This window comes from Kitasatospora sp. NPDC048662 (assembly GCF_055587065.1).
In genome coordinates this window covers 59,716-78,965 of record NZ_JBVJHA010000008.1, presented here as the reverse complement: position 1 = coordinate 78,965, position 19,250 = coordinate 59,716, and the positions used below count along the sequence as shown (strand labels likewise).

13 protein-coding genes are annotated in these 19,250 nt (G+C 73.6%); 5 read left to right on the top strand and 8 right to left on the bottom strand.

Going from position 1 to position 19,250, the window contains the following annotated elements:
• Positions 1 to 92: 92 nt before the first annotated feature.
• The 4 genes from ACZ6R9_RS22265 to ACZ6R9_RS22250 form a co-directional block, all read right to left on the bottom strand.
• Positions 93 to 1,349 (bottom strand): sugar ABC transporter permease, encoded by a 1,257-nt coding sequence (locus tag ACZ6R9_RS22265; RefSeq protein ID WP_465539846.1) that lies wholly within the window; start codon positions 1,347 to 1,349, stop codon positions 93 to 95.
• The gene (locus ACZ6R9_RS22260) at positions 1,346 to 2,134 is read right to left on the bottom strand and encodes an ATP-binding cassette domain-containing protein (protein WP_465539844.1); all 789 of its coding nucleotides are present in this window, start codon (positions 2,132 to 2,134) and stop codon (positions 1,346 to 1,348) included. The genes ACZ6R9_RS22265 and ACZ6R9_RS22260 overlap by 4 nt, the downstream gene beginning before the upstream one ends.
• Positions 2,135 to 2,274: 140 nt before the next feature.
• A complete protein-coding gene (locus tag ACZ6R9_RS22255; RefSeq protein ID WP_380485539.1) occupies positions 2,275 to 3,369 on the bottom strand; it encodes a sugar ABC transporter substrate-binding protein in 1,095 nt (364 codons plus the stop codon).
• A gap of 201 nt (positions 3,370 to 3,570) precedes the next feature.
• Positions 3,571 to 4,740, bottom strand: a complete 1,170-nt coding sequence (locus tag ACZ6R9_RS22250) for an ROK family transcriptional regulator (protein WP_465539842.1) — start codon at positions 4,738 to 4,740, stop codon at positions 3,571 to 3,573.
• Positions 4,741 to 4,901: 161 nt separating this feature from the next.
• Here ACZ6R9_RS22250 and pepN point away from each other — a divergent pair, with 161 nt between their 5' ends.
• On the top strand, positions 4,902 to 7,466 hold the full coding sequence (gene pepN / locus ACZ6R9_RS22245; RefSeq protein ID WP_465539840.1) for an aminopeptidase N: 2,565 nt from the start codon (positions 4,902 to 4,904) through the stop codon (positions 7,464 to 7,466).
• A gap of 127 nt (positions 7,467 to 7,593) precedes the next feature.
• Here pepN and ACZ6R9_RS22240 read toward each other — a convergent pair whose 3' ends face one another.
• Both ACZ6R9_RS22240 and ACZ6R9_RS22235 read right to left on the bottom strand, forming a co-directional pair.
• Positions 7,594 to 9,141, bottom strand: a complete 1,548-nt coding sequence (locus ACZ6R9_RS22240) for a sensor histidine kinase (RefSeq protein WP_465539838.1) — start codon at positions 9,139 to 9,141, stop codon at positions 7,594 to 7,596.
• The gene (locus tag ACZ6R9_RS22235; protein ID WP_380485545.1) at positions 9,138 to 9,842 is read right to left on the bottom strand and encodes a response regulator transcription factor; all 705 of its coding nucleotides are present in this window, start codon (positions 9,840 to 9,842) and stop codon (positions 9,138 to 9,140) included. The genes ACZ6R9_RS22240 and ACZ6R9_RS22235 overlap by 4 nt, the downstream gene beginning before the upstream one ends.
• A 180-nt stretch (positions 9,843 to 10,022) precedes the next feature.
• Here ACZ6R9_RS22235 and ACZ6R9_RS22230 point away from each other — a divergent pair, with 180 nt between their 5' ends.
• The 3 genes from ACZ6R9_RS22230 to ACZ6R9_RS22220 are packed head-to-tail and all read left to right on the top strand — an operon-like array spanning position 10,023 to position 12,636.
• A complete protein-coding gene (locus ACZ6R9_RS22230) occupies positions 10,023 to 11,381 on the top strand; it encodes a ferredoxin reductase family protein (protein WP_465539835.1) in 1,359 nt (452 codons plus the stop codon).
• 11 nt (positions 11,382 to 11,392) lie between these two features.
• Positions 11,393 to 11,926, top strand: coding sequence for an FMN-binding protein (locus ACZ6R9_RS22225; protein WP_380485550.1), 534 nt, complete (start codon positions 11,393 to 11,395; stop codon positions 11,924 to 11,926).
• Positions 11,923 to 12,636: an FAD:protein FMN transferase gene (locus ACZ6R9_RS22220; RefSeq protein ID WP_465539833.1), complete on the top strand. Its 714-nt coding sequence runs from the start codon at positions 11,923 to 11,925 to the stop codon at positions 12,634 to 12,636. The genes ACZ6R9_RS22225 and ACZ6R9_RS22220 overlap by 4 nt, the downstream gene beginning before the upstream one ends.
• 111 nt (positions 12,637 to 12,747) lie before the next feature.
• Here the strand turns inward: ACZ6R9_RS22220 and psbW are convergent, their stop codons facing one another.
• Positions 12,748 to 12,966, bottom strand: a complete 219-nt coding sequence (gene psbW, locus ACZ6R9_RS22215) for a photosystem II reaction center protein PsbW (protein ID WP_083462161.1) — start codon at positions 12,964 to 12,966, stop codon at positions 12,748 to 12,750.
• A gap of 21 nt (positions 12,967 to 12,987) precedes the next feature.
• Positions 12,988 to 15,138 carry a 4-alpha-glucanotransferase gene (gene malQ, locus ACZ6R9_RS22210; RefSeq protein ID WP_465539830.1) on the bottom strand — a complete coding sequence of 717 codons (2,151 nt, stop codon included), beginning with the start codon at positions 15,136 to 15,138 and terminating at the stop codon, positions 12,988 to 12,990.
• A gap of 296 nt (positions 15,139 to 15,434) precedes the next feature.
• Here malQ and ACZ6R9_RS22205 point away from each other — a divergent pair, with 296 nt between their 5' ends.
• Complete coding sequence (locus ACZ6R9_RS22205; RefSeq protein WP_465539829.1) at positions 15,435 to 19,247, top strand: beta-N-acetylglucosaminidase domain-containing protein; 3,813 nt, start codon at positions 15,435 to 15,437, stop codon at positions 19,245 to 19,247.
• Positions 19,248 to 19,250: the final 3 nt, after the last annotated feature.

Here is a 19,250-nt window from a genome sequence, read left to right as displayed (position 1 = left end):
CGGGTGGCGGGGGCGGAAAAGCACCGAACCGCGCGACCGGCCCCGCTAATGCGGGGAGGTGTGCCGGTCGCGCGGTTGCGGGTGGTGCCGGGTCAGCCGCGTCCGTTGGACTTCTGGGAGCGGCGGGAGACCGAGTCCAGGACCACGGCGGCGAGCAGCACCGCGCCGGTGATCATGTACTGGATGGCCTGCTGGGCGTGGATCATGTCCAGGCCGGTGGTGATGGACTGCAGGACCAGGATGCCGAGCAGCGCCGACCAGAGCTTGCCGCGGCCGCCGAACAGGCTGGTGCCGCCGATGACGGCTGCCGCGATGGCGTTCATCAGCATGGTGCCGCTGCCGAGCGACTTGTCCGCCGAGCCCTGCTGGGAGGCGATGAACAGGCCGCCGAAGCCGGCCAGGCCGGCCGAGATCATGTACACCGAGGTGCGCACCCAGGCGACGTTGATGCCGGCCCGGCGGGCCGCCTCGATGCCGCCGCCGACCGCGAAGATCTGCCGGCCGTAGGTGGTGCGGCGGAGCACGAAGTCGCCCAGCGCGACGACGCCGACGAACAGCACCAGCGGCAGCGGCAGGCCGCGGTCCTGGTTGAGCATGTAGGCGACCACCAGCGCGACCACGGCGAGCGCGCCGGTGCGCAGCGCGATCTCGGCGATCGGGCGGGCCGGCAGGCCGGCGGCGCTGCGGCGGCGGGCGTCGAACAGCTGGCCGGCGGCGAACAGCACGATGGCGAGGATCGCGAACAGCCAGGCCCAGACGATGTCGCCGTCGCCCAGGAAGTAGGTGTCCAGGTTGGCGATGACGCCGTCGTTGAGGTTGTTGACCGTGCCGAGGTTGCCGATGACCAGGTGCTGCACGCCGAGCCAGGCCTGCATGCCGGCCAGGGTGACCAGCAGCGCGGGCACGCCGACCTTCGAGAAGAAGAAGCCGTGCACGGCGCCCATGGCGATCGCGGCCGCGATGCCGATCAGCACCGCCAGCCACTCGTTGACGCCCTGGCGGGCCGCCAGCACCGAGGAGATCGCGGCGGTGACACCGGCGATCGAGCCGAGCGACAGGTCGATCTCGCCGAGCAGCAGCACGAAGACCACACCGGCGGCGATCAGGCCGGGGCCGGCGATCCACTTGCTGATGTTGGTGATGTTGTCGGCGTTGAGGAAGGAGCCGGTCTTCCACTGGAAGATGACGGCGATGATGATCAGGCCGACCACGACCGGCAGCGAGCCGATCTCGCCGCTGCGCAGCTTGCGGCCGAACTCCTCGAAGTAGCCGGCCAGGCCCTCCTTGCGGACCAGCAGGCGCGGGTCGACGGCGGGCGGGGTGGGCGTGGTGGGGGTGTCGGTGCTCACTTGGCGTCCTCCGCGATACGGGCCTGACGACGGGTCACCGCGTTGTCGGTGGCGCCGGTGATGGCGGAGATGATCTCCTCGTGCGAGGTGCCGGCCACCTCGAAGCTGCCGTTGTTGCGGCCCAGGCGGAGCACCGCGACGGTGTCCGCGACGGCCTTGACGTCGGCCATGTTGTGGCTGATCAGGATCACGCCGAGGCCGCGCTCGCGCAGCCGCTCGACCAGGTCGAGGACCTGGGCGGTCTGCTCGACGCCGAGGGCGGCGGTGGGCTCGTCCAGGATGACGATCTTCGGGTCGCCGACCAGGGCGCGGGCGATCGCGACCACCTGGCGCTGGCCGCCGGACAGGCCGGCGATCGGGATCCGGACGCTCGGGATGCGGATCGACAGGGTGTCGAGGAGTTCGCGGGCGCGCTTCTCCATGGCGACCTCGTCCAGGGTGCCGAAGCGCTTGAGCTCGCGGCCGAGGAACAGGTTGCCGACCACGTCGAGGTTGTCGCACAGGGCGAGGTCCTGGTAGACGGTGGCGATGCCGAGCGCCTGGGCGTCGTGCGGGCGGCCGATGGAGACCGGCTTGCCCTCCCACTCGATGACGCCCTCGTCGATCGGGTGGACGCCCGCGATGGTCTTGACCAGGGTGGACTTTCCGGCGCCGTTGTCGCCGACCAGGGCGACGACCTCGCCCGCGTGGACCTCCAGTTGCACGTCGGTGAGTGCCTGGACGGCACCGAAGCGCTTGGAGACCCCGCGCAACGCCAGTACGGGTGCGCCTGTCACGTGAACCATCTCCTTGAGTTCCGTGTCGGACCTGACGTTTCCGACACGGGCGACCCGCGCGCCGGTCCGGACGCGCGGGGTGGGACTGCGGGAACAAAAAGGGCCGGCGGGAGCTTCCGGGTGGTCAGGAAGCCCCCGCCGGGCGGGTATTACTGCAGGCCGGCCGCGGTGCAGGCGGCGGCGAAGTCGGCGGTGCAGATGTCCGCGACCTTGTACAGGTTGTCGGCGATCACGGTGTCCTTGATGTTCGCCTTGGTGACGACCTTGGGCTCCAGCAGGGTGGCCGGGATGCCCTTGTCGGTGTCGCTGTCGACGGTCGCGGTGGCGACGCCCTTGATGTCCTTGCCCTGGAGCAGGTCGACCGCGAGCTCGGCGGCACCCTCGGCCAGCGGCTTGTAGGCCTTGTAGATGGTGTAGGCCTGGTCGCCGGAGACCAGGCGCTGGATCGCGTCCAGGCCCGCGTCCTGGCCGCCGACCGGGACGCTGACGCCCTGGGCCTTCAGCTGGGTGATGATCGCACCGGCCATGCCGTCGTTGGCGGAGTAGACGGCCTGGAAGCCGTCCTTGCCGAGCGAGGAGATGGCGGCGCCGATCTTCTGGCCCGCGACGGTGGGCTTCCACTCGCCGCTCTGCTCGTAGACGACGCTCTTGACCTTGCCGTCCAGCACCTTGTGCGCGCCGGACTTGAACTTGCCCGCGTTCGGGTCGGCGTCGTCACCGTTGATCATCACGATGTTGGCGTCGGCGGCCTTGGCGCCGAGGGCGTCGACCAGGGCCTGGCCCTGCAGCTCGCCGACCTTCTCGTTGTCGAAGGAGACGTACGCGGAGACCGGGCCGGTGGCCAGGCGGTCGTACGCGATGACCTTGACGCCCTTGTCGGCGGCCTCCTTCACCCAGGACTGGGTGGACTTGGCGTCGAACGCGTCCAGGATGATCACCTTGACGCCCTGGGCGATCAGGGTGTCGAACTGCTGCTTCTGCTTCGCGGCGGAGCCCTCGGCGTTGCTGTACTCGACCTTGCAGTCGGAGCAGAGCGCGCGGACCTTGTTCTCGATGAACGGCTTGTCGAACGACTCGTAGCGGGTCGAGGAGGCGTTCTCCGGCAGCAGCAGGCCGATCGACTTGTTGTTGCCCGAGGCCGCGCCGTCCTTCTTGTCACTGCCGGCCTTGCCGCAGGCGGCCATGGTCAGAGCCATCGAGACAGCGGCGGTGCCGACGACGACGCGACGCATCATTGCGTTCATGGTGAGGGGTGCCTCCCTGACAGAGCCGCAACGTTGCGGCGAGGTGGGCAGGAGTCAACCCCGTCACCAAGCTTGTCGTCAACAAGTAAAGCATCAGCCCCAGGGATTCAGACCCTTTCGTTATCTTCCTGAAGGCTCAGTCGAGATCGGACGGCCCGTCGGGAGCCGAATCGGGCCGTCGGAGGTCCTCCCGCGACCGGTTCAGATCCCTCCCGTCTCACCCATCTCACTCATCACCAGGGCGAGTGCCCCGAGCACCTCGGCGCGGCCGCCGAGCGTCCCCGGGACCACCGACAGCTGGCGGGCGGCGCTGGGGATGGCGTACCGGGCCACCGAGTCGCGGATCGGGGAAAGCACCAGTTCACCGGCCTCGGCCAGATCGCCGCCGAGGATCACCCGGCGGGGGTTGAGCAGGTTGCACAGGGTGGCCACGCCCATGCCGATCTGGCGGCCGGCGTCGGCGATCACCCGGCGGCAGCCCAGATCGCCCTGCTGGGCCAGCTGCACCACCTTTCCGAGTGTCAGTTCGCCCGGGTGGTTGGCGTTCAAGAGGTTGAGCAGGTAACGGGAGCCCACGAAGGTCTCCAGGCAGCCGCGGTTGCCGCAGCGGCACACCGGGCCCGCCTCGTCCAGCGTGATGTGCCCGATCTCACCCGCGGTGCCGCCCGGGCCGCGGTAGATCTGGCCGTTGATCACCAGGCCGGCGCCGACGCCGCTGGCCACCTTGATGTACGCCAGGTCGCCCAGGCCCCGCCCGGCGCCCCACACCAGCTCGCCCAGCGCGCCCAGGTTGGCGTCGTTGTCCACGTGCACCGGCATGCCCAGGCGGCCCGCCAGCTCCTGGCCGGGCGTCACCCCGGACCAGCCGGGCAGGATCGCGGTCGAGCCGAGCGCCCCGGTCTCCTGGTCGATCGGGCCGGGCACGCCCAGGCCCACGCCGATCACCTTGTCGTTCCGGAAACCGGCCTGCTCCAGCAGCCGCGCCACCATCCGCTCGGCCAGGTCGAAGCCCTGCTGCGCGGAGACGTCCACGTCCAGCGGCTCGCTCTCCTCGGCCAGCACCCGGTGCGCCAGGTTGCCGATCGCCACCCGCAGGTGGGTGTGGCCGAAGTCGACGCCCACCACGATCCCGGCGTCCCCGCTCAGCGAGACGCTGCGCGCCCGGCGCCCGCCCGAGGAGGTGTCGGCGACCACCACGGTGCCGGACTCCTTGAGCTCCCGGACGATGTTGGACACCGTCGCGGCCGACAGCCCCGTACCCCGGGCGATCTCGGCCTGGGTCAGCGATCCGGCCATCCGCACCGCCCGCAGCACCCGTTCGAGATTCGCCCGGTGCAGCGAGGACTGCGATCCCGGTGTGTCCGTCGACATGTTCCACCCTCCAGGGCGCACTTGCGTTCGTCCAAAGTTCAGCTTCAACTTGTGAACTCTATGCTCCGGTACCGATCGGAGGGGCCGTCAAGTACGAACACGGATCGTTACGCACGTGGGAGGATGCCGGGTAACCGAGCCCTGACGAAGGAGTCCTGCGAGTGCCTGGCACCAACTTGACCCGTGAGGAGGCCCGCACCCGGGCCGCACTCCTGCATGTGGAGTCGTACGACATCGAGCTCGACCTGAGCTCGGCGCGCGAGGGCGGCACCTTCCGGTCCACCACCGTGGTCCGGTTCACCGCCACCGAACCCGGCGCTTCCACCTTCATCGACCTGGTCGCCCCCGCCGTCTCGGAGATCGTCCTCAACGGCCGTGCGCTGCCGTTGGAGAACTTCGCCGACAGCCGGATCGCGCTGCCCGAGCTGGCCGCCGCGAACGAGCTGCGGGTGGTCGCCGACTGCGCCTACACCAACACCGGCGAAGGCCTGCACCGGTTCGTCGACCCGGCGGACGGCGAGACCTACCTGTACACCCAGTTCGAGGTCCCGGACGCCCGCCGGGTGTTCGCCAACTTCGAGCAGCCCGACCTGAAGGCCGCCTTCGCCTTCACCGTCACCGCCCCGGCCGGCTGGGTCGTGGTCTCCAACTCGCCGACCCCCGAGCCCACCGGCGACGGCGACACCCGGGTGTGGACCTTCGAGCCCACCCCGCGGATGTCCACCTACATCACCGCCCTGGTGGCCGGCCCCTACGTCGGCGTGTTCGACGCCTACGAGAACGGCGCGCAGCGCGTGCCGCTCGGTGTCTACTGCCGCCCCTCGCTGCGCGAGTTCCTGGACGCCGACGCCATCTTCGCCGTCACCAAGCAGGGCTTCGACTACTTCCAGGACAAGTTCGACTTCGCCTACCCGTTCGCGAAGTACGACCAGCTGTTCGTCCCGGAGTTCAACGCCGGCGCGATGGAGAACGCGGGCGCCGTCACCCTGCGCGACCAGTACGTGTTCCGCTCCAAGGTCACCGACGCCTCCTACGAGATGCGCGCCGCGACCATCCTGCACGAGCTCGCCCACATGTGGTTCGGCGACCTCGTCACCATGGAGTGGTGGAACGACCTGTGGCTGAACGAGTCGTTCGCCACCTTCGCCGAGGTGGTCTGCCAGGCCGAGGCGCCCGGCTCCAAGTGGCCGCACTCCTGGACCACCTTCGCCAACCAGATGAAGACCTGGGCGTACCGGCAGGACCAGCTGCCGTCCACCCACCCGATCATGGCGGAGATCAACGACCTGGAGGACGTCCAGGTCAACTTCGACGGCATCACCTACGCCAAGGGCGCCTCGGTGCTCAAGCAGCTGGTGGCGTACGTCGGCCAGGACGCCTTCTTCCAGGGCGTGCGCGCCTACTTCAAGCGCCACGCCTGGGGCAACACCCGCCTCACCGACCTGCTCGGCGCCCTGGAGGAGGCCAGCGGCCGCGACCTGCGCACCTGGTCCAAGGCCTGGCTGGAGACCGCCGGCATCAACGTGCTGCGGCCGGCCCTGGAGGTCTCGGCGGACGGCGTCATCGAGTCCTTCGCCGTCCTGCAGGAGGCCCCCGCGCTGCCCGCCGGCGCCCGCGGCGAGGCCGTGCTGCGCCCGCACCGGATCGCCATCGGCCTGTACGAGCTGGTCGACGGCAAGCTGGAGCGCACCGAGCGGATCGAGCTCGACGTGGACGGCGAGCGCACCGAGGTCCCGCAGCTGACCGGCCGCCGGCGGCCCGCCGTGCTGCTGCTCAACGACGACGACCTGTCCTACGCGAAGGTCCGCCTCGACGCCGACTCGCTGGCCGTCGTCACCGAGCACCTCGGCGACTTCACCGACTCGCTGCCCCGCGCGCTGTGCTGGGCCTCCGCCTGGGACATGACCCGCGACGGCGAACTCGCCACCCGCGACTACCTGTCGCTGGCGCTGGCCGGCCTGCCCCGCGAGAGCGACATCGGCGTGGTCCAGTCCGTGCACCGCCAGGTCAAGCTCGCCCTGGAGCTGTACGCCGACCCGGCGTGGCGCGAGAGCGGCCTGCAGCGCTGGGCGGCCGCCTCCGAGACCGCGCTGCGCGAGGCCCCCGCCGGCAGCGACCACCAGCTCGCCTGGGCCCGCGCGCTGGCCGGCTCGGCCCGCACGGACGGTCAGCTCGCGCTGCTCGCCGGGCTGCTGGACGGCTCGGAGACCATCGAGGGCCTGGCCGTCGACACCGAGCTGCGCTGGACCCTGCTCGGCCGCCTGGTCGCCACCGGCCGCGCCGACGAGGCCGCGATCGACGCGGAGCTCGCCCGCGACAACACCTCCTCCGGCCAGGAGCACGCCGCCACCTGCCGGGCGGCCCGCCCGACCGCCGAGGCCAAGGCCGAGGCCTGGGCGTCCGTGGTGGAGTCCGACACCCTGACCAACTACGTGCAGGAGGCCGTCATCGCCGGCTTCCAGCAGGCCGACCAGCGGGACCTGCTCGCGCCGTACACCGAGAAGTACTTCGCCTCGGTCAAGCAGGTGTGGGAGACCCGCAGCCACGAGATCTCGCAGCAGATCATCGGCGGCCTGTACCCCGCGTTCGCCGTCTCGCAGGCCACCCTGGACGCCACCGACGCGTGGCTGGCCTCCGCCGAGCCGGCGCCGGCGCTGCGGCGCCAGGTCGTCGAGGCGCGGGCGGGCGTGGAGCGGGCGCTGAAGGCTCAGTCCGCGGATCGCTGACGCGAGGTCATGGCGGGGGCCCGGGGGACGTGTTCTCCCGGGCCTCCGGCGTGTTCGGGCGGGGTGTTTGTGTGGGGGGCTGCGCGGCAAGCGCCGGGCGGTCCGGGAGGTCGCGAGCACGTGCAGGTCATTGTCGTGCGTCGCGATCTGGCTGACGGGTGCCTTCCGCTTCGCGCAGTTCCCCGCGCCCCTGCTTTCGCGCCCGCTCGCGCGGCAGGGTGATGCGGAAGACCGTCGCGCCGGGGGTGCTGTGGACCGTGGCCGTGCCGGCGTGGGCCTGGACGACGGCTTGGACGATGGCCAGGCCGAGGCCGGTGGAGCCGGTGCGGCGGGAGCGGGTGGGGTCGCCGCGGACGAAGCGGTCGAAGACGTGCGGGAGGAGTTCGGGCGGGATGCCGGGGCCGTTGTCGGCGACGGTGAGGAGCACCTCGGTGGCGGTGGTCGAGAGCCGGAGCGTGACTTCGGTGCCGTCCGGGGTGTGGGTGCGGGCGTTGGCCAGCAGGTTCGCCACCACTTGGGTGAGCCGGTGCGGGTCGCCGGGGGCGGTGACGGGTTCGGCGGGCAGTTCCAGCAGCCAGCGGTGCTGCGGGGCGGCGGCCCGGGCGTCGGCCGTGCAGTCCAGGGCGATCCGGGTCAGGTCGACGTCCTCGACGGCCAGTGGGCGGCCGGCGTCGAGGCGGGCGAGCAGCAGCAGGTCCTCGACGACGGTGCCCATCCGCTGCGACTCGGCGGTGATCCGCTCCAGCGAGTGCCGGACCGGCTCGGGCACCGGGCCCGGGTGCCGCAGCGCGAGTTCGGCGTGGCCGCGCACGGCCGCCACCGGGTTGCGCAGTTCGTGGCTGGCGTCGGCGGCGAACGCGCGCAGCCGCTCCTCGACCTCCTGGCGGCGGGTCAGCGCGTCCCCGATGTGGCCGAGCATCCGGTTCAGCGCGGCGCCGACCCGGCCGACCTCGGTGCCGGGGTCGTCGTCCGGGACGCGCTCGCCGAGATCGACCGCGCCGCTGGCCAGCGGCAGCGCGGAGACCCGTTCGGCGGTGGCCACCACCCGTTCCAGTGGGCGCAGGGCGAGCCGGACGCCGAGGGCGCCGGCGAGTGCGGCGGCGGCCAGGGCGACGGCGAACACCACCAGTTCGATCAGCAGCAGGCGCTGCACGGTCTCGTCGACGGGGTGCAGCGGCAGGCCGGTGACCAGCACGTCCGCGTCGGATCCGGCGACGGCGGCGGCCCGGTAGTGGCCGAGGGCGGACAGGGTCAGGTCACGCGGGTGGCCGTTCACCGGGAGCGCGCGCAGGGCCCGCACGTCCGCGTCGGTGAGCGGGACGGGGGCGTCGCCGGGCCGGAGCCCGGCGACCGGGACGGGGTCGTCGTCGCCGGGCGGGATGCCACCGACCACGGCGGCGTGCGTGACGGTGCCGTTCACCAGGCGGGCGCCGAAGGTGCCGGGCGACTGGGCGCGGGTGTCGTGGCCGTTCGTGCCGGGGTGTTCCAGGCTGGCGGCGTAGCGTCCGCCGCCGGCGGCCAGTTGCTGGTCGATCCGGTCGACCAGGAAGTGCCGCAGTGCCCCGGTGGTGGCGAAGCCGACGCCGACGCAGATCAGGGCGATCAGCACCAGGACGCCCGCGACCAGCCGGGCCCGCAGGGTGCGCGGGCGTCGCACGCGTCCGGTGGCCGTCATCCGGTGGCCGCCTTGAGCACGTAGCCGGCGCCGCGCACGGTGTGGATCATCGGAGCCCGGCCGGCGTCGATCTTGCGGCGCAGGTAGCTGATGTACAGCTCCACCACGTGGGCCTGTCCGCCGAAGTCGTAGGACCAGACGGCGTCCAGGATCTGGGCCTTGCTGAGCACCTGCCGGGGGTGCTCCATCAGGTAGCGCAGCAGGGCGTACTCGGTGGGGCTGAGGTCGATCGCCTCGCCGCCGCGGCTGGTCTCCCGGGCGGCCGGGTCGAGGTGCAGGTCGCCGACGGTGAGGGTGCCGGGGGTGGCCGGGCCGGCGGGGGCGGCGCGGCGCAGCAGGCCGCGCAGCCGGACCACGACCTCTTCCAGGCTGAACGGTTTGGTGACGTAGTCGTCGCCGCCGGCGGAGATGCCGGCGATCCGGTCCTCGACGGCGTCCCGGGCGGTGAGGAACAGCACCCGGACCTCGGGGTCGGTGCGGTGCACCCGGCGCAGCACCTCCAGTCCGTCGAAGTCGGGCAGCATGACGTCCAGCACGATGGCGTGCGGGTGCCACTCGTCGGCGGTGGTGACGGCGTCGAGGCCGCTGGTCGCGCCGCGGGCCTGCCAGCCCTCGTAGCGCAGGGCGCCGCAGATCACCTCGACCAGGTCGGGTTCGTCGTCTACCACCAGGACCCGCCACGGGGTGTCCGCGTGCTGCATGGGTCCATTCTGGCGTTCCGGGATGAGAAAGCGGTGAGATCGTCCGACCGCCTCGTGTGGAGTGCGGGCCCGGCGACCTGCGCGAACGCCCTGGGGAGGGGGCCGGGGGCGGCGTCCTTTCATAGGGAACTGAGAGGTTCCGGTGCCACGGTGGGCAGCGCACCACCGAAGGAGGGCCCGTTGACCTCACTGACCAGCCCGACCCGGGCCGCCCGCCGTGCCGCCCGGCGCCGGAGCCTCCCACCGGATGCCGTCCGGCACGGCGCGCTCGCCCTGATCGCTCTCGGCGCCCTCGGCGTGCTCGCCCTGTGGTGGATCGACACCCCGCGGACAGCCGGTGCGGCGGACTGGCTCACCGGCACCGCCCGGATCACCGGCCTGCTGGCCGGTTACGCCGCGCCCGTCCTGCTGCTGCTGATGGCCCGCGTCCCGCTGCTCGAACGCGAGGTCGGCGCCGACCGGATGGCCCGCTGGCACGCCTTCGGCGGCCGGTACCTGGTTTCGCTGATCACCGTGCACGTGCTGACCGTCATCTGGGGCTACGCGCTGACCAGCGGCCAGGGCCTGTGGAGCCAGGGCGTGGAGATGGTCCTGCACTTCCCCGACATGCTGAAGGCCACCGCCGCCACCCTGCTGATCCTCGGCACCGGCGCCGTCTCCGCCCGCGCCGCCCGCCGCCGGCTGAGCTACGAGGCCTGGTACTACCTGCACCTGGCCACCTACCTGGCCGTCGCGCTCGGCTTCGGCCACCAGCTCACCACCGGCGCCGACCTCGCCGACAACAAGGCGAAGGCCCTCTGGTACCTGCTGTACCTCGGCACCGCCGCCGTCCTCGGCTGGTACCGGCTGCTGCGGCCGTTCCTGCGCGACCGGCGGCACCGGCTGCGGGTCGCCGAGGTCCGGCCCGAGGGCCCCGGTGTGGTCTCGGTCTTCCTGACCGGCCGGCACCTGGACGAGCTGCGCGCCGAACCGGGCCAGTTCTTCCGCCTCCAGTTCCTCACCCGCGAACTGCGCTGGGCCGCCAACCCGTACTCGCTGTCCGCTCCCCCGCACCCGCACTTCCTGCGCTTCACCGTCAAGGGCCTGGGCGCACACAGCGCCGCCGTCGCGGCGCTCGCCCCCGGCACGGCCGTCCGGGCGGAGGGCCCGTACGGGGCGTTCACCGCGCGGCGCCGCCACGGCGGGCCGGTACTGCTGCTCGGCGCGGGTGTCGGCATCACCCCGCTGCGGGCCCTGTTCGAGACGCTGCCCGGACGGCTGACCCTCGTTCAGCGGGCCCGGCGGGTGGAGGACGTGCTGTTCCGCCACGAGCTGGCGGCCGTCGCCGCCGGGAGCCGGGACAGGCGGGCGTACGAGCTGCTCGGCAGCCGCGAGCAGGTCGGTGACCTGGGCGCGGCGCTGCACCGGCTGGTGCCGGACCTCGGCCGCCACGAGGTCTACCTGTGCGGACCGGAGGCGTTCACCGCCGAGGCCGTCCGCGCCCTGCGCGCCGCCGGGGTCCGGCCGTCCCGCATCCACCACGAGTCCTTCGTCTTCTAGGAGCCCCCGCCATGCGCCGAGCCGTCATCACCGCCTCCGCGACCGCCGCCGGGGTCGTCCTGCTGCTCTCCCTGAAGCCGCACGACCCGTCCGGTGCGGCCCCCATCTCCTCCACGCCCGTGGGGGGCGGCGCGGCCTCGTCGTCGCCGCCGTCCGGTGGTGGCGGTGCGTCGTCGCCGCCGTCCGGTGGTGGCGGTGCGTCGTCGCCGCCGTCCGGTGGTGGCGGTGCGTCGTCGTCGCCGTCGCCCGCTGCCACGGGTGGTGGAAGCCGGACCGTCACCGGCAGTGCCATCAACACCCGGTACGGGCCGGTCCAGGTCCGGGTCACGCTGAACGGCAGCGCCATCAGCAAGATCGACGTGATCCAGTACCCCAACCGGGACCGCCGCGACCAGGAGATCAACAGCTACGCCGTCCCGCAGCTCAACCAGGAGGCGATGGCCGCGCAGAACGCGCACATCGACGTGGTCTCCGGCGCCACCTACACCAGCGACGGCTACACCCGCTCCCTGCAGAGCGCGCTCGACCGGGCGGCGCGGAAATGACCGTCACCCATGTCGAGCACGTGATGGGGACGGTCTTCTCCTTCACCGTCCGCGACCCCGGCCCCCGCACCGTCGAGACCCTCGCCCGGATCGTCGCCCGCCTGCACCGGATCGACGCGGTGTTCTCGCCGTACCGGCCGGAGAGCGAGATCAGCCGGCTCGGGCGCGGGGAGATCACGCTCGCCGCGTGCGACCCGGAGGTGTCGTCGGTGCTGGAGCGCTGCGCGGAGCTCGCCGCCGAGACCGACGGCTACTTCACCGCGACGCCCGGCGGGCGCCTCGACCCGAGCGGCTGGGTCAAGGGCTGGGCCGTCGAGGAGGCCTCCCGCACCCTGCGGGACTCCGGCTCCGTCCAGCACTGCGTCAGCGGCGGCGGCGACGTCCAGACCGCCGGCGGCCCCTGGCGCATCGGCATCGCCGACCCGCACCGGCCCGGCACCGTCGCCCACGTCGTCACCGGTCACGACCTCGCTGTCGCCACCTCCGGCACCGCCGAACGCGGCCCGCACATCCTCGACCCGCACACCGGCCGCCCCGCCACGGCCCTCGCCTCCCTCACCCTCCTCGGCCCCCGCCTCGCCCACCTCGACGCCCTCGCCACCGCCGCGTTCGCCATGCCCGACCCGCTGCCGTGGCTCACGGCCCGGGGTGTCCCGGCGCTCGCGATCCGCCCGGACGGGACGCGGGAGCAGAGCCCTGACTTTCCGTGAGACGCGGGAACGGGCCGGTGCGGCGGGAATGGGAACGGCGACTGCCGGGGTGGCCGAATAGAGAATTTCGGCTGCCCCGGCAGTCGCCGTTCGGGTCCTGGGACCCGGGGGTTACTTCTTCCGACCCGGGATCATGCAGAGGCCCGCGATCACCAGGAAGGAGACGATCGGGAGGGCGACAAACAGGCCCAGGGTCTGGCCGACGCTCAGGCCGGCGCCCGGGTCGTCGCCGTCGTCGCGTACGAGCGCCATGGCGGGCGACGACATCAGCATCATCAGCGTGGCCGCCGCGGTGACCGCACCGGCGCGCATTGCGTTCCTCTTGTCCACGTTTTCCAAGGTACCGGCCCCCTACACCGGGTCGCCCGGCGGGGTGCGCCTGTCGGCGTGTCCCCCTGCCGGGACGCCGAGCGGGGCGAGGGTGGCGGCGAGGGTGGCGGTGCCGGGGGCGGCGGCGATCCGGTCGAGGGTGCGGGGGGTTCCGGTGGTGTCGGCGACGGGGAGGCGCCAGTTGGGGTACTGATCCCAGGTGCCGGGGAGGTTCTGCGGGCGGGGGTCCGAGACGGTGTCGGGCAGCCAGACGCCGACCAGCCGGGCGGGGGTGGCGCGCAGGTAGGCGTACAGCGCCTCGATGGTGACGGGTGCTCCGTCGGCGAGCAGGCCGAGGCGGACGAGTTCGCGCTGCCAGTCGGCGAGTTCGGTGGCGGCGGCGTGCTGTTCCTCGACCAGCGGGCGGGCCAGCAGGCCGAGTTGGTGGCGGAGGGCGACGTGGTCGCCGGTGAGCCGGGCGGCGGTGCTGGGCAGGTCGTGGGTGGTGAGGGTGGCGAGGCAGCCGGCCCGCCAGCGTTCGGGGGGCAGGACGGTGCCGCCCGCGTGCCAGTCGCGTTCGAACCAGAGCACGGAGGTGCCGAGCACGCCGTGTTCGGCGAGCCGTTCGCGGACGCCGGGTTCGACGGTACCGAGGTCCTCGCCGATGACGGCGGTGCCGGCCCGGTGCGCTTCCAGGGCGAGGACGGCGAGCATCGCCTCGGCGTCGTAGCGGACGTAGGTGCCTTCGGTGGGGCGGGCGCCGACCGGTACCCACCAGAGCCGGAACAGGCCCATCACGTGGTCGATCCGGATCGCGCCGGCGTGCCGGGCGGCGGCGCCCAGCAGTTCGGCGAACGGCGCGTAGCCGGTCTCGGCGAGGGCGTCGGGCCGCCAGGGCGGCAGGCCCCAGTCCTGGCCGTGGGCGTTGAAGGCGTCGGGCGGGGCGCCGGTGGAGATGCCGGTGGCGAGGACGTCCTGCAGGGCCCAGGCATCCGCGCCGTCGGGGTGGACGCCGACGGCGAGGTCGTGGATCAGGCCGATCGGCATGCCGGCGTCGGTGGCGGCGCGCTGGGCGGCGCGCAGTTGCTCGTCCACCAGCCAGGCCAGCCAGCGGTGGAACTCGACCCGGTCGGTCAACGCGGCTTTCTCGGCGGCGACTTGGGGGTTGGACGGGTGACGCAGGCCCTTCGGCCAGGAGTGCCAGGCGGCGCCGTGCACCTCCGCCAGCGCGTTCCACACCGCGTACCGCTCCAGCCACTCGCCCTCGCGGCGGACGAACGCCCGGTACGCGGCCTCCCGGCCGACCCCGCGCGGCACGGTGTGCAGCAGCTCCAGTGCCTGCTGCTTGAGCGCCCGGACGGAGTCGCGGTCGATCAGCGCGTCGTGCTCCAGTACTTCCTCGCGCAGCAGCCGGGCGCGGCGGGCCAGGTCGCGGACCTCGTCGTGGCGGGTGTACTCGGGGATCGCCTCGATCCGCAGGTGCACGGGGTCGGCGAAGCGGCGGGAGGAGGGCCGGTACGGGGACGGGTCGGAGGGTGTGCCGGGCATGCCCGCGTGCAGCGGGTTGATCTGCAGGAAGCCCGCGCCGAGTCGGGCGCCGGCCCACTGGGCGAGTTCGGCGAGGTCGGCGAGGTCGCCCATGCCCCAGGACTGTTCGCTGAGCACCGAGTACAGCTGCGCGAGGAAGCCCCAACTGCGCTGCTGCGGTTCGGGGATGCGCGGCGGGGCGACGATCAGCGCGGCCCGGCCCGCCCGTTGGCCCGCTGTCACGTGCAGGGTGTGGCGGCCGAGCGGCAGGTCCTCGGGGAGCCACCAGGAGTGCTCGTGCGTCAACTCCCAGGAGCCGCCGTCCTCCAGCTCGACCCGCACCTCGGCGTCGGCGGGCAGGTCGAGCGCGGTGCGCCGGCCCTGCCAGGCGACCACGGTGGGCGGCAGCAGCCGCCGGGCCTGTTCGGTGCGGTGGCGTTCCAGTGCGGCGGCGGCGAGTTCGGGCGTTCCGGCGTCCACGCCGAGGGCGGCGAGCACGGTGCTCAGGGTGCGCGGCGAGACCTGGACCGGTCCGGCGCCGGCGTCGTAGCTGGTGTCCACCCCGTACGCGTGGGCCAGTGCCAGCAGTTCCGGTGGCGCGGGCGGGTTGTCCTCCGCCGGTACCTGCTCGGTTCCCGGCTGCTCACGGTCAAGGTATGCGGCCACCCAGCGCACTCCGTCCTCGGGCTCCCGAACGCAACAGGCACAGTCCTACCCGCGCACCCGTCCGCCGACCCCGACCGACACGGCCGCCTGTCGGCACCGGACGGGTGAACGTTCCGTCGGCGAGTTGCCGCGAGCGAGGGCGATAGCACCGTAATACCAGGCGATAACGGACATAGCTGTCAGCGGCGTTGACAGGGACGCGGAGAGCTGATGGGCTGGTCGGGCCGGATGGCCATGGGGGGCCGGGGCGGGCTGTGGGGGCCGGTGAGCTGGATGTTTCGGGCGAGGAGGCTCCGGTGCAGGCGCGGGTGTCGGTGGCGGCCGGGCGTCGGCTGCGGCAGCAGTTGGAGCAGGGAACGGCGCTGCGCGAGGTGCTGTACCACCCGGCGGCGCTGACGGCGCGCCGGACGGCGGCCCGGACGGCCCGTCAACTGGCGCCGCGCGCCGCGGACCGGTTCATCGCCGACATCAAGGGCACGGACCCGCTGCTGGCCTCGGTGCGCGCCGAGCGCCGCTCGGGCCGGCGCGGCAGCTCCTTGCGGCTGGCGGCGACGCTGTCGGCGGCGGCCGTGGTCGGCGGGCTGCTGATCCCGGCGCAGAGTTTCGCCTCGCAGCCCGGCGACCGGCGGACGGTGGCCGCGGAGGTGGACGTCCCGGGCGCGGCGCAGGCGCCGCTGCCGCTGGGTTCGCTGGCCGATCCTCAGGTGTTCCCGCGCCCGCAGCAGTTGCGGCCGGGCGGCAAGCCGGTGACGGTGCCCCGGCGGGTGACGGTGGTGATGGCGGACGGCGCGGACGGGCCGGCGGTGGACGCGGTGCGCGCGCTGCTGACCAGGGCCGGCGCCGCCGAGGTGATGACCGTCCCGGAGGCACCCGAACCGCCGGCGGCGGGGTCGCTGGTGGTGTACGTGGGCGGCCCGCACGAGGGCGCGGGCGGCACGACCGACCGGGCGCTGCGCTCCCTCGCGGTGGCGGCGGGGCTGAAGGACACCGAGGTGCCGGCGCTGGCGGGCCTGCCGCCCGGCGGCCATCTGCTGGCGGTGGGTCAGCTGCCCACCGCGGGCGGCGCGTACGGCGCGGTGGTGCTGACGGGCATCGACGGCGAGGGCACGTTCTACGCGGCGCAGAGCCTGGCGCAGCTGCTGGCGCCGATCGGGCCGGGGCAGGGTCAGGGCGCGGCGGGCGACAAGGGCTTCCCGGGCGTGCTGGTGCGGGACTGGCCGACCGGCGCGGCGGTGCGCGGCACCGCCGAGTCGTTCTACGGGGAGCCGTGGAGCGCCGGGCAGCGGCTGGCGGCGGTGGACTTCCTGGGCCGCACCAAGCAGAACTTCTTCCTGTACGCGCCGGGCGGCGACCCGTACCGTTCGCGGCGCTGGCGCGAGCCCTACCCGGCCGAGCAGGTGCGGGAGTTGACCGAGCTGGCGGGCCGGGCCCGGGACAATCACGTGACGCTGGCGTACTCGGTGAACCCGGGGCAGTCGTTCTGCTTCTCCTCCGGCAAGGACCTGGACGCGCTGGTCGCCAAGCTCGACGGGCTGCGTCAACTCGGCTTCCGGGCCTTCCAGTTGGACTTCGCGAACGTCTCCTACGACGAGTGGCACTGCGGCACGGACCGCCGGAAGTTCGGCACCGGGCCGGCGGCCGCGGCGAAGGCGCAGGCCGCGGTGGTGGCGGCGGTGCAGAAGCGGCTGGTGGCGCCGCACCCGGAGCTGGCGCCGCTGTCGGTGGTGCCGACGGAGTACCAGAAGCAGGGTTCGACGCCGTACCGGAAGGCGCTGGCGGCGGGGCTTCCCGCCGGGGTGCAGGTGGTGTGGAGCGGCGGCGCGGTGATCGCCAAGCAGGTCACGGGCGCCCAACTCACCGAGACCGCCGAGCTGTTCCACCGACCGCTGATGACGCTGGACAACTACCCGGTGAACGACTCGGCGCCGGACCGGCTGTTCCTGGGCGGCTACGGCGGGCGGGACGCCGAGGTGGCGCAGCGCTCGGCGGTGCTGCTGACCTCGGCGATGAGCCAGCCGGTGGCGTCCCGGATCCCGCTGGCCACCGCCGCCGACTTCGGCTGGCAGCCGGGCGGCTACGTGCCGGAGCGTTCGCTGTCCGCGGCGCTGCGGCTGCTGACCTCCGGCCCGGCGCAGCAGGCCGCGGTGGCGGCGCTGGCCGGCAACAGCGCGTCCTCCGTGCTGGGCGGCACGGAGTCGGCGTACCTGGCGCCGCTGATGGAGCGGTACTGGGCGGCGGTGGAGCCCGCTTCGGGCGCGCCCGCCGACCAGGCGAAGCTCAAGGAGGCGGCGCAGCCGCTGCGCGAGGCGTTCGCGGTGATGGCGGACGCCCCGAAGACGCTGGCGGGCGACCCGCTGGGCGCGGACGCCGCACCGTGGCTGGCCCGGCTGGCGGCGTACGGCGCGGCGGGCCGGGCCGCGCTGGACATGCTGGCCGCGCAGCACGCCGGCGACGGCACCGCGGCCTGGCAGGCCCGGCTGGAGCTGGGCCGACAGCGCGCGGTGCTGGAGCAGAACCCGGTGACGGTCGGCAAGGGCGTACTGGACCCGTTCCTGGACCGGGCCACGAAGGCCGCCGACACCTGGGCGGGCATCACCACCGGCGCCGCCCCGACCACCACCCTGGGCACCGCGCACGACCACGGCCCGGCACTGATGGCGGACGGCTCCGCGACGACGTTCTACTGGTCCTCGGCGCCGCCGCAGGTCGGCGACAGCTTCGGCCTGGACCTGGGCACCGCGAAGCCGCTGGGCACGGTGACGGTGCTGATGGGCGGCCGGGGCGACGACCCGGACTCGGCTTCGGCGGCCGACGACTACCTGCACGACGGGGTGCTGGAGTACTTCAGCGGCTCGGGCGGCTGGCAGCAGCTGGCGACGGTGCACGACCAGCGGGTGGTGATCGCCAACGCCCCGGCGGGCGCGCTCGCCAAGGCGGTGCGGCTGCGCGCCACCGGCGGGCAGAAGACCGCGGTCGCGGTGCGCGAGTTCACCGCCGGTGCGCCGGGCGTGATGGACGCCGAGGTGAGCGGCCCGCCCGCCGTCCCCGGTTCCTCGCCGGACGCGGTGCTGTCGGGCGACCCGGACTCGGCGTTCCGGGCGGCGGCCCCGCCCGCGGCGGGCGACGCCCCGCTGACCGTGGAGCTGGGCGCGGCCCGCCCGCTGGACCGGCTCACCGTGCTGACCGACCCGACGGTGCGCGCCGAGGCGACCGTGCAGGTGCGCCACCCGGACGGCACCTGGGCCGAGCTCGGCCAGGTCCGCCCCGGCTACAACGAGCTGCGCGCCGACGGCGGCCCGGTGGACGCCTTCCGCCTGGTGTGGCGGCCCGGCGGCGAGGCCCCGGTGGTCAACCAGGTGATCCCCTGGTACGCGGACGTCCCGGCGGCCCGGCTGACCCTGGCCGAGCCGACCCTGGACGTGGTGGCGGGCGCCGCCGCCCCGACGCAGACCCGGGCCACCGTGGAGTCGGGCCGCCCGGACGCGCTGACCGGCGAGCTGAAGGCCGAGGTCCCGGCGGTCGCCAAGGGCCTGACGGTGGCCCCGGCCCCGTCCGTGACGGTGCCGCGCGGCGGCAAGGCGGGCGCCCCGGTGCAGGTGTCGGCGGCCGCCGGCACCCCGTCGGGCACCTACCGGGTGCCGCTGGTGTTCACCGCGGGCGGCGTGACCGTCCGCCAGGAGCTCCAGGTGCACGTGGTCCCGCCCACCGGCGGCCCCGACCTGGCCCGTTCGGCCAGCGCGGCCTCCTCGGGCGATGACAGCGGCAAGACCCCGGCGGCGGCGATCGCCGACGGCAACCCGAAGACCTCCTGGACGGCCCCCGCGAAGGACGACGCCTGGGTGCAGCTGCGGCTGCCGCAGCCGTCCCGCCTCGGCACCGCGGTGCTGCACTGGGGCGACGCGTACGCCTCCCGGTACCGGGTGGAGACCTCCCCCGACGGGGTGGTGTGGACCACCGTGGCGGTGGTGGACAACGGGCAGGGCGGCACCGAGACCGTCCGCTTCGACGCCCCCGACGCGCAGTACCTGCGGGTGCACGGCGTCAGCCGGGCCGGCCGCTACGGGTACACGCTGTCCGCCGTCGAGCTGTACGCGGTCCAGGAGCCCTGACCG

Excerpts from the sequence above, each read along its gene's own strand:
- ACZ6R9_RS22250 (WP_465539842.1), bottom strand. The coding sequence starts at position 4,740 with ATGTCGACGGACACACCGGGATCGCAGTCCTCGCTGCACCGGGCGAAT.
- ACZ6R9_RS22235 (WP_380485545.1), bottom strand. The coding sequence starts at position 9,842 with ATGCAGCACGCGGACACCCCGTGGCGGGTCCTGGTGGTAGACGACGAA.
- ACZ6R9_RS22260 (WP_465539844.1), bottom strand. The coding sequence starts at position 2,134 with ATGGTTCACGTGACAGGCGCACCCGTACTGGCGTTGCGCGGGGTCTCC.
- ACZ6R9_RS22225 (WP_380485550.1), top strand. The coding sequence starts at position 11,393 with ATGCGCCGAGCCGTCATCACCGCCTCCGCGACCGCCGCCGGGGTCGTC.
- ACZ6R9_RS22240 (WP_465539838.1), bottom strand. The coding sequence starts at position 9,141 with ATGACGGCCACCGGACGCGTGCGACGCCCGCGCACCCTGCGGGCCCGG.
- ACZ6R9_RS22220 (WP_465539833.1), top strand. The coding sequence starts at position 11,923 with ATGACCGTCACCCATGTCGAGCACGTGATGGGGACGGTCTTCTCCTTC.
- ACZ6R9_RS22255 (WP_380485539.1), bottom strand. The coding sequence starts at position 3,369 with ATGAACGCAATGATGCGTCGCGTCGTCGTCGGCACCGCCGCTGTCTCG.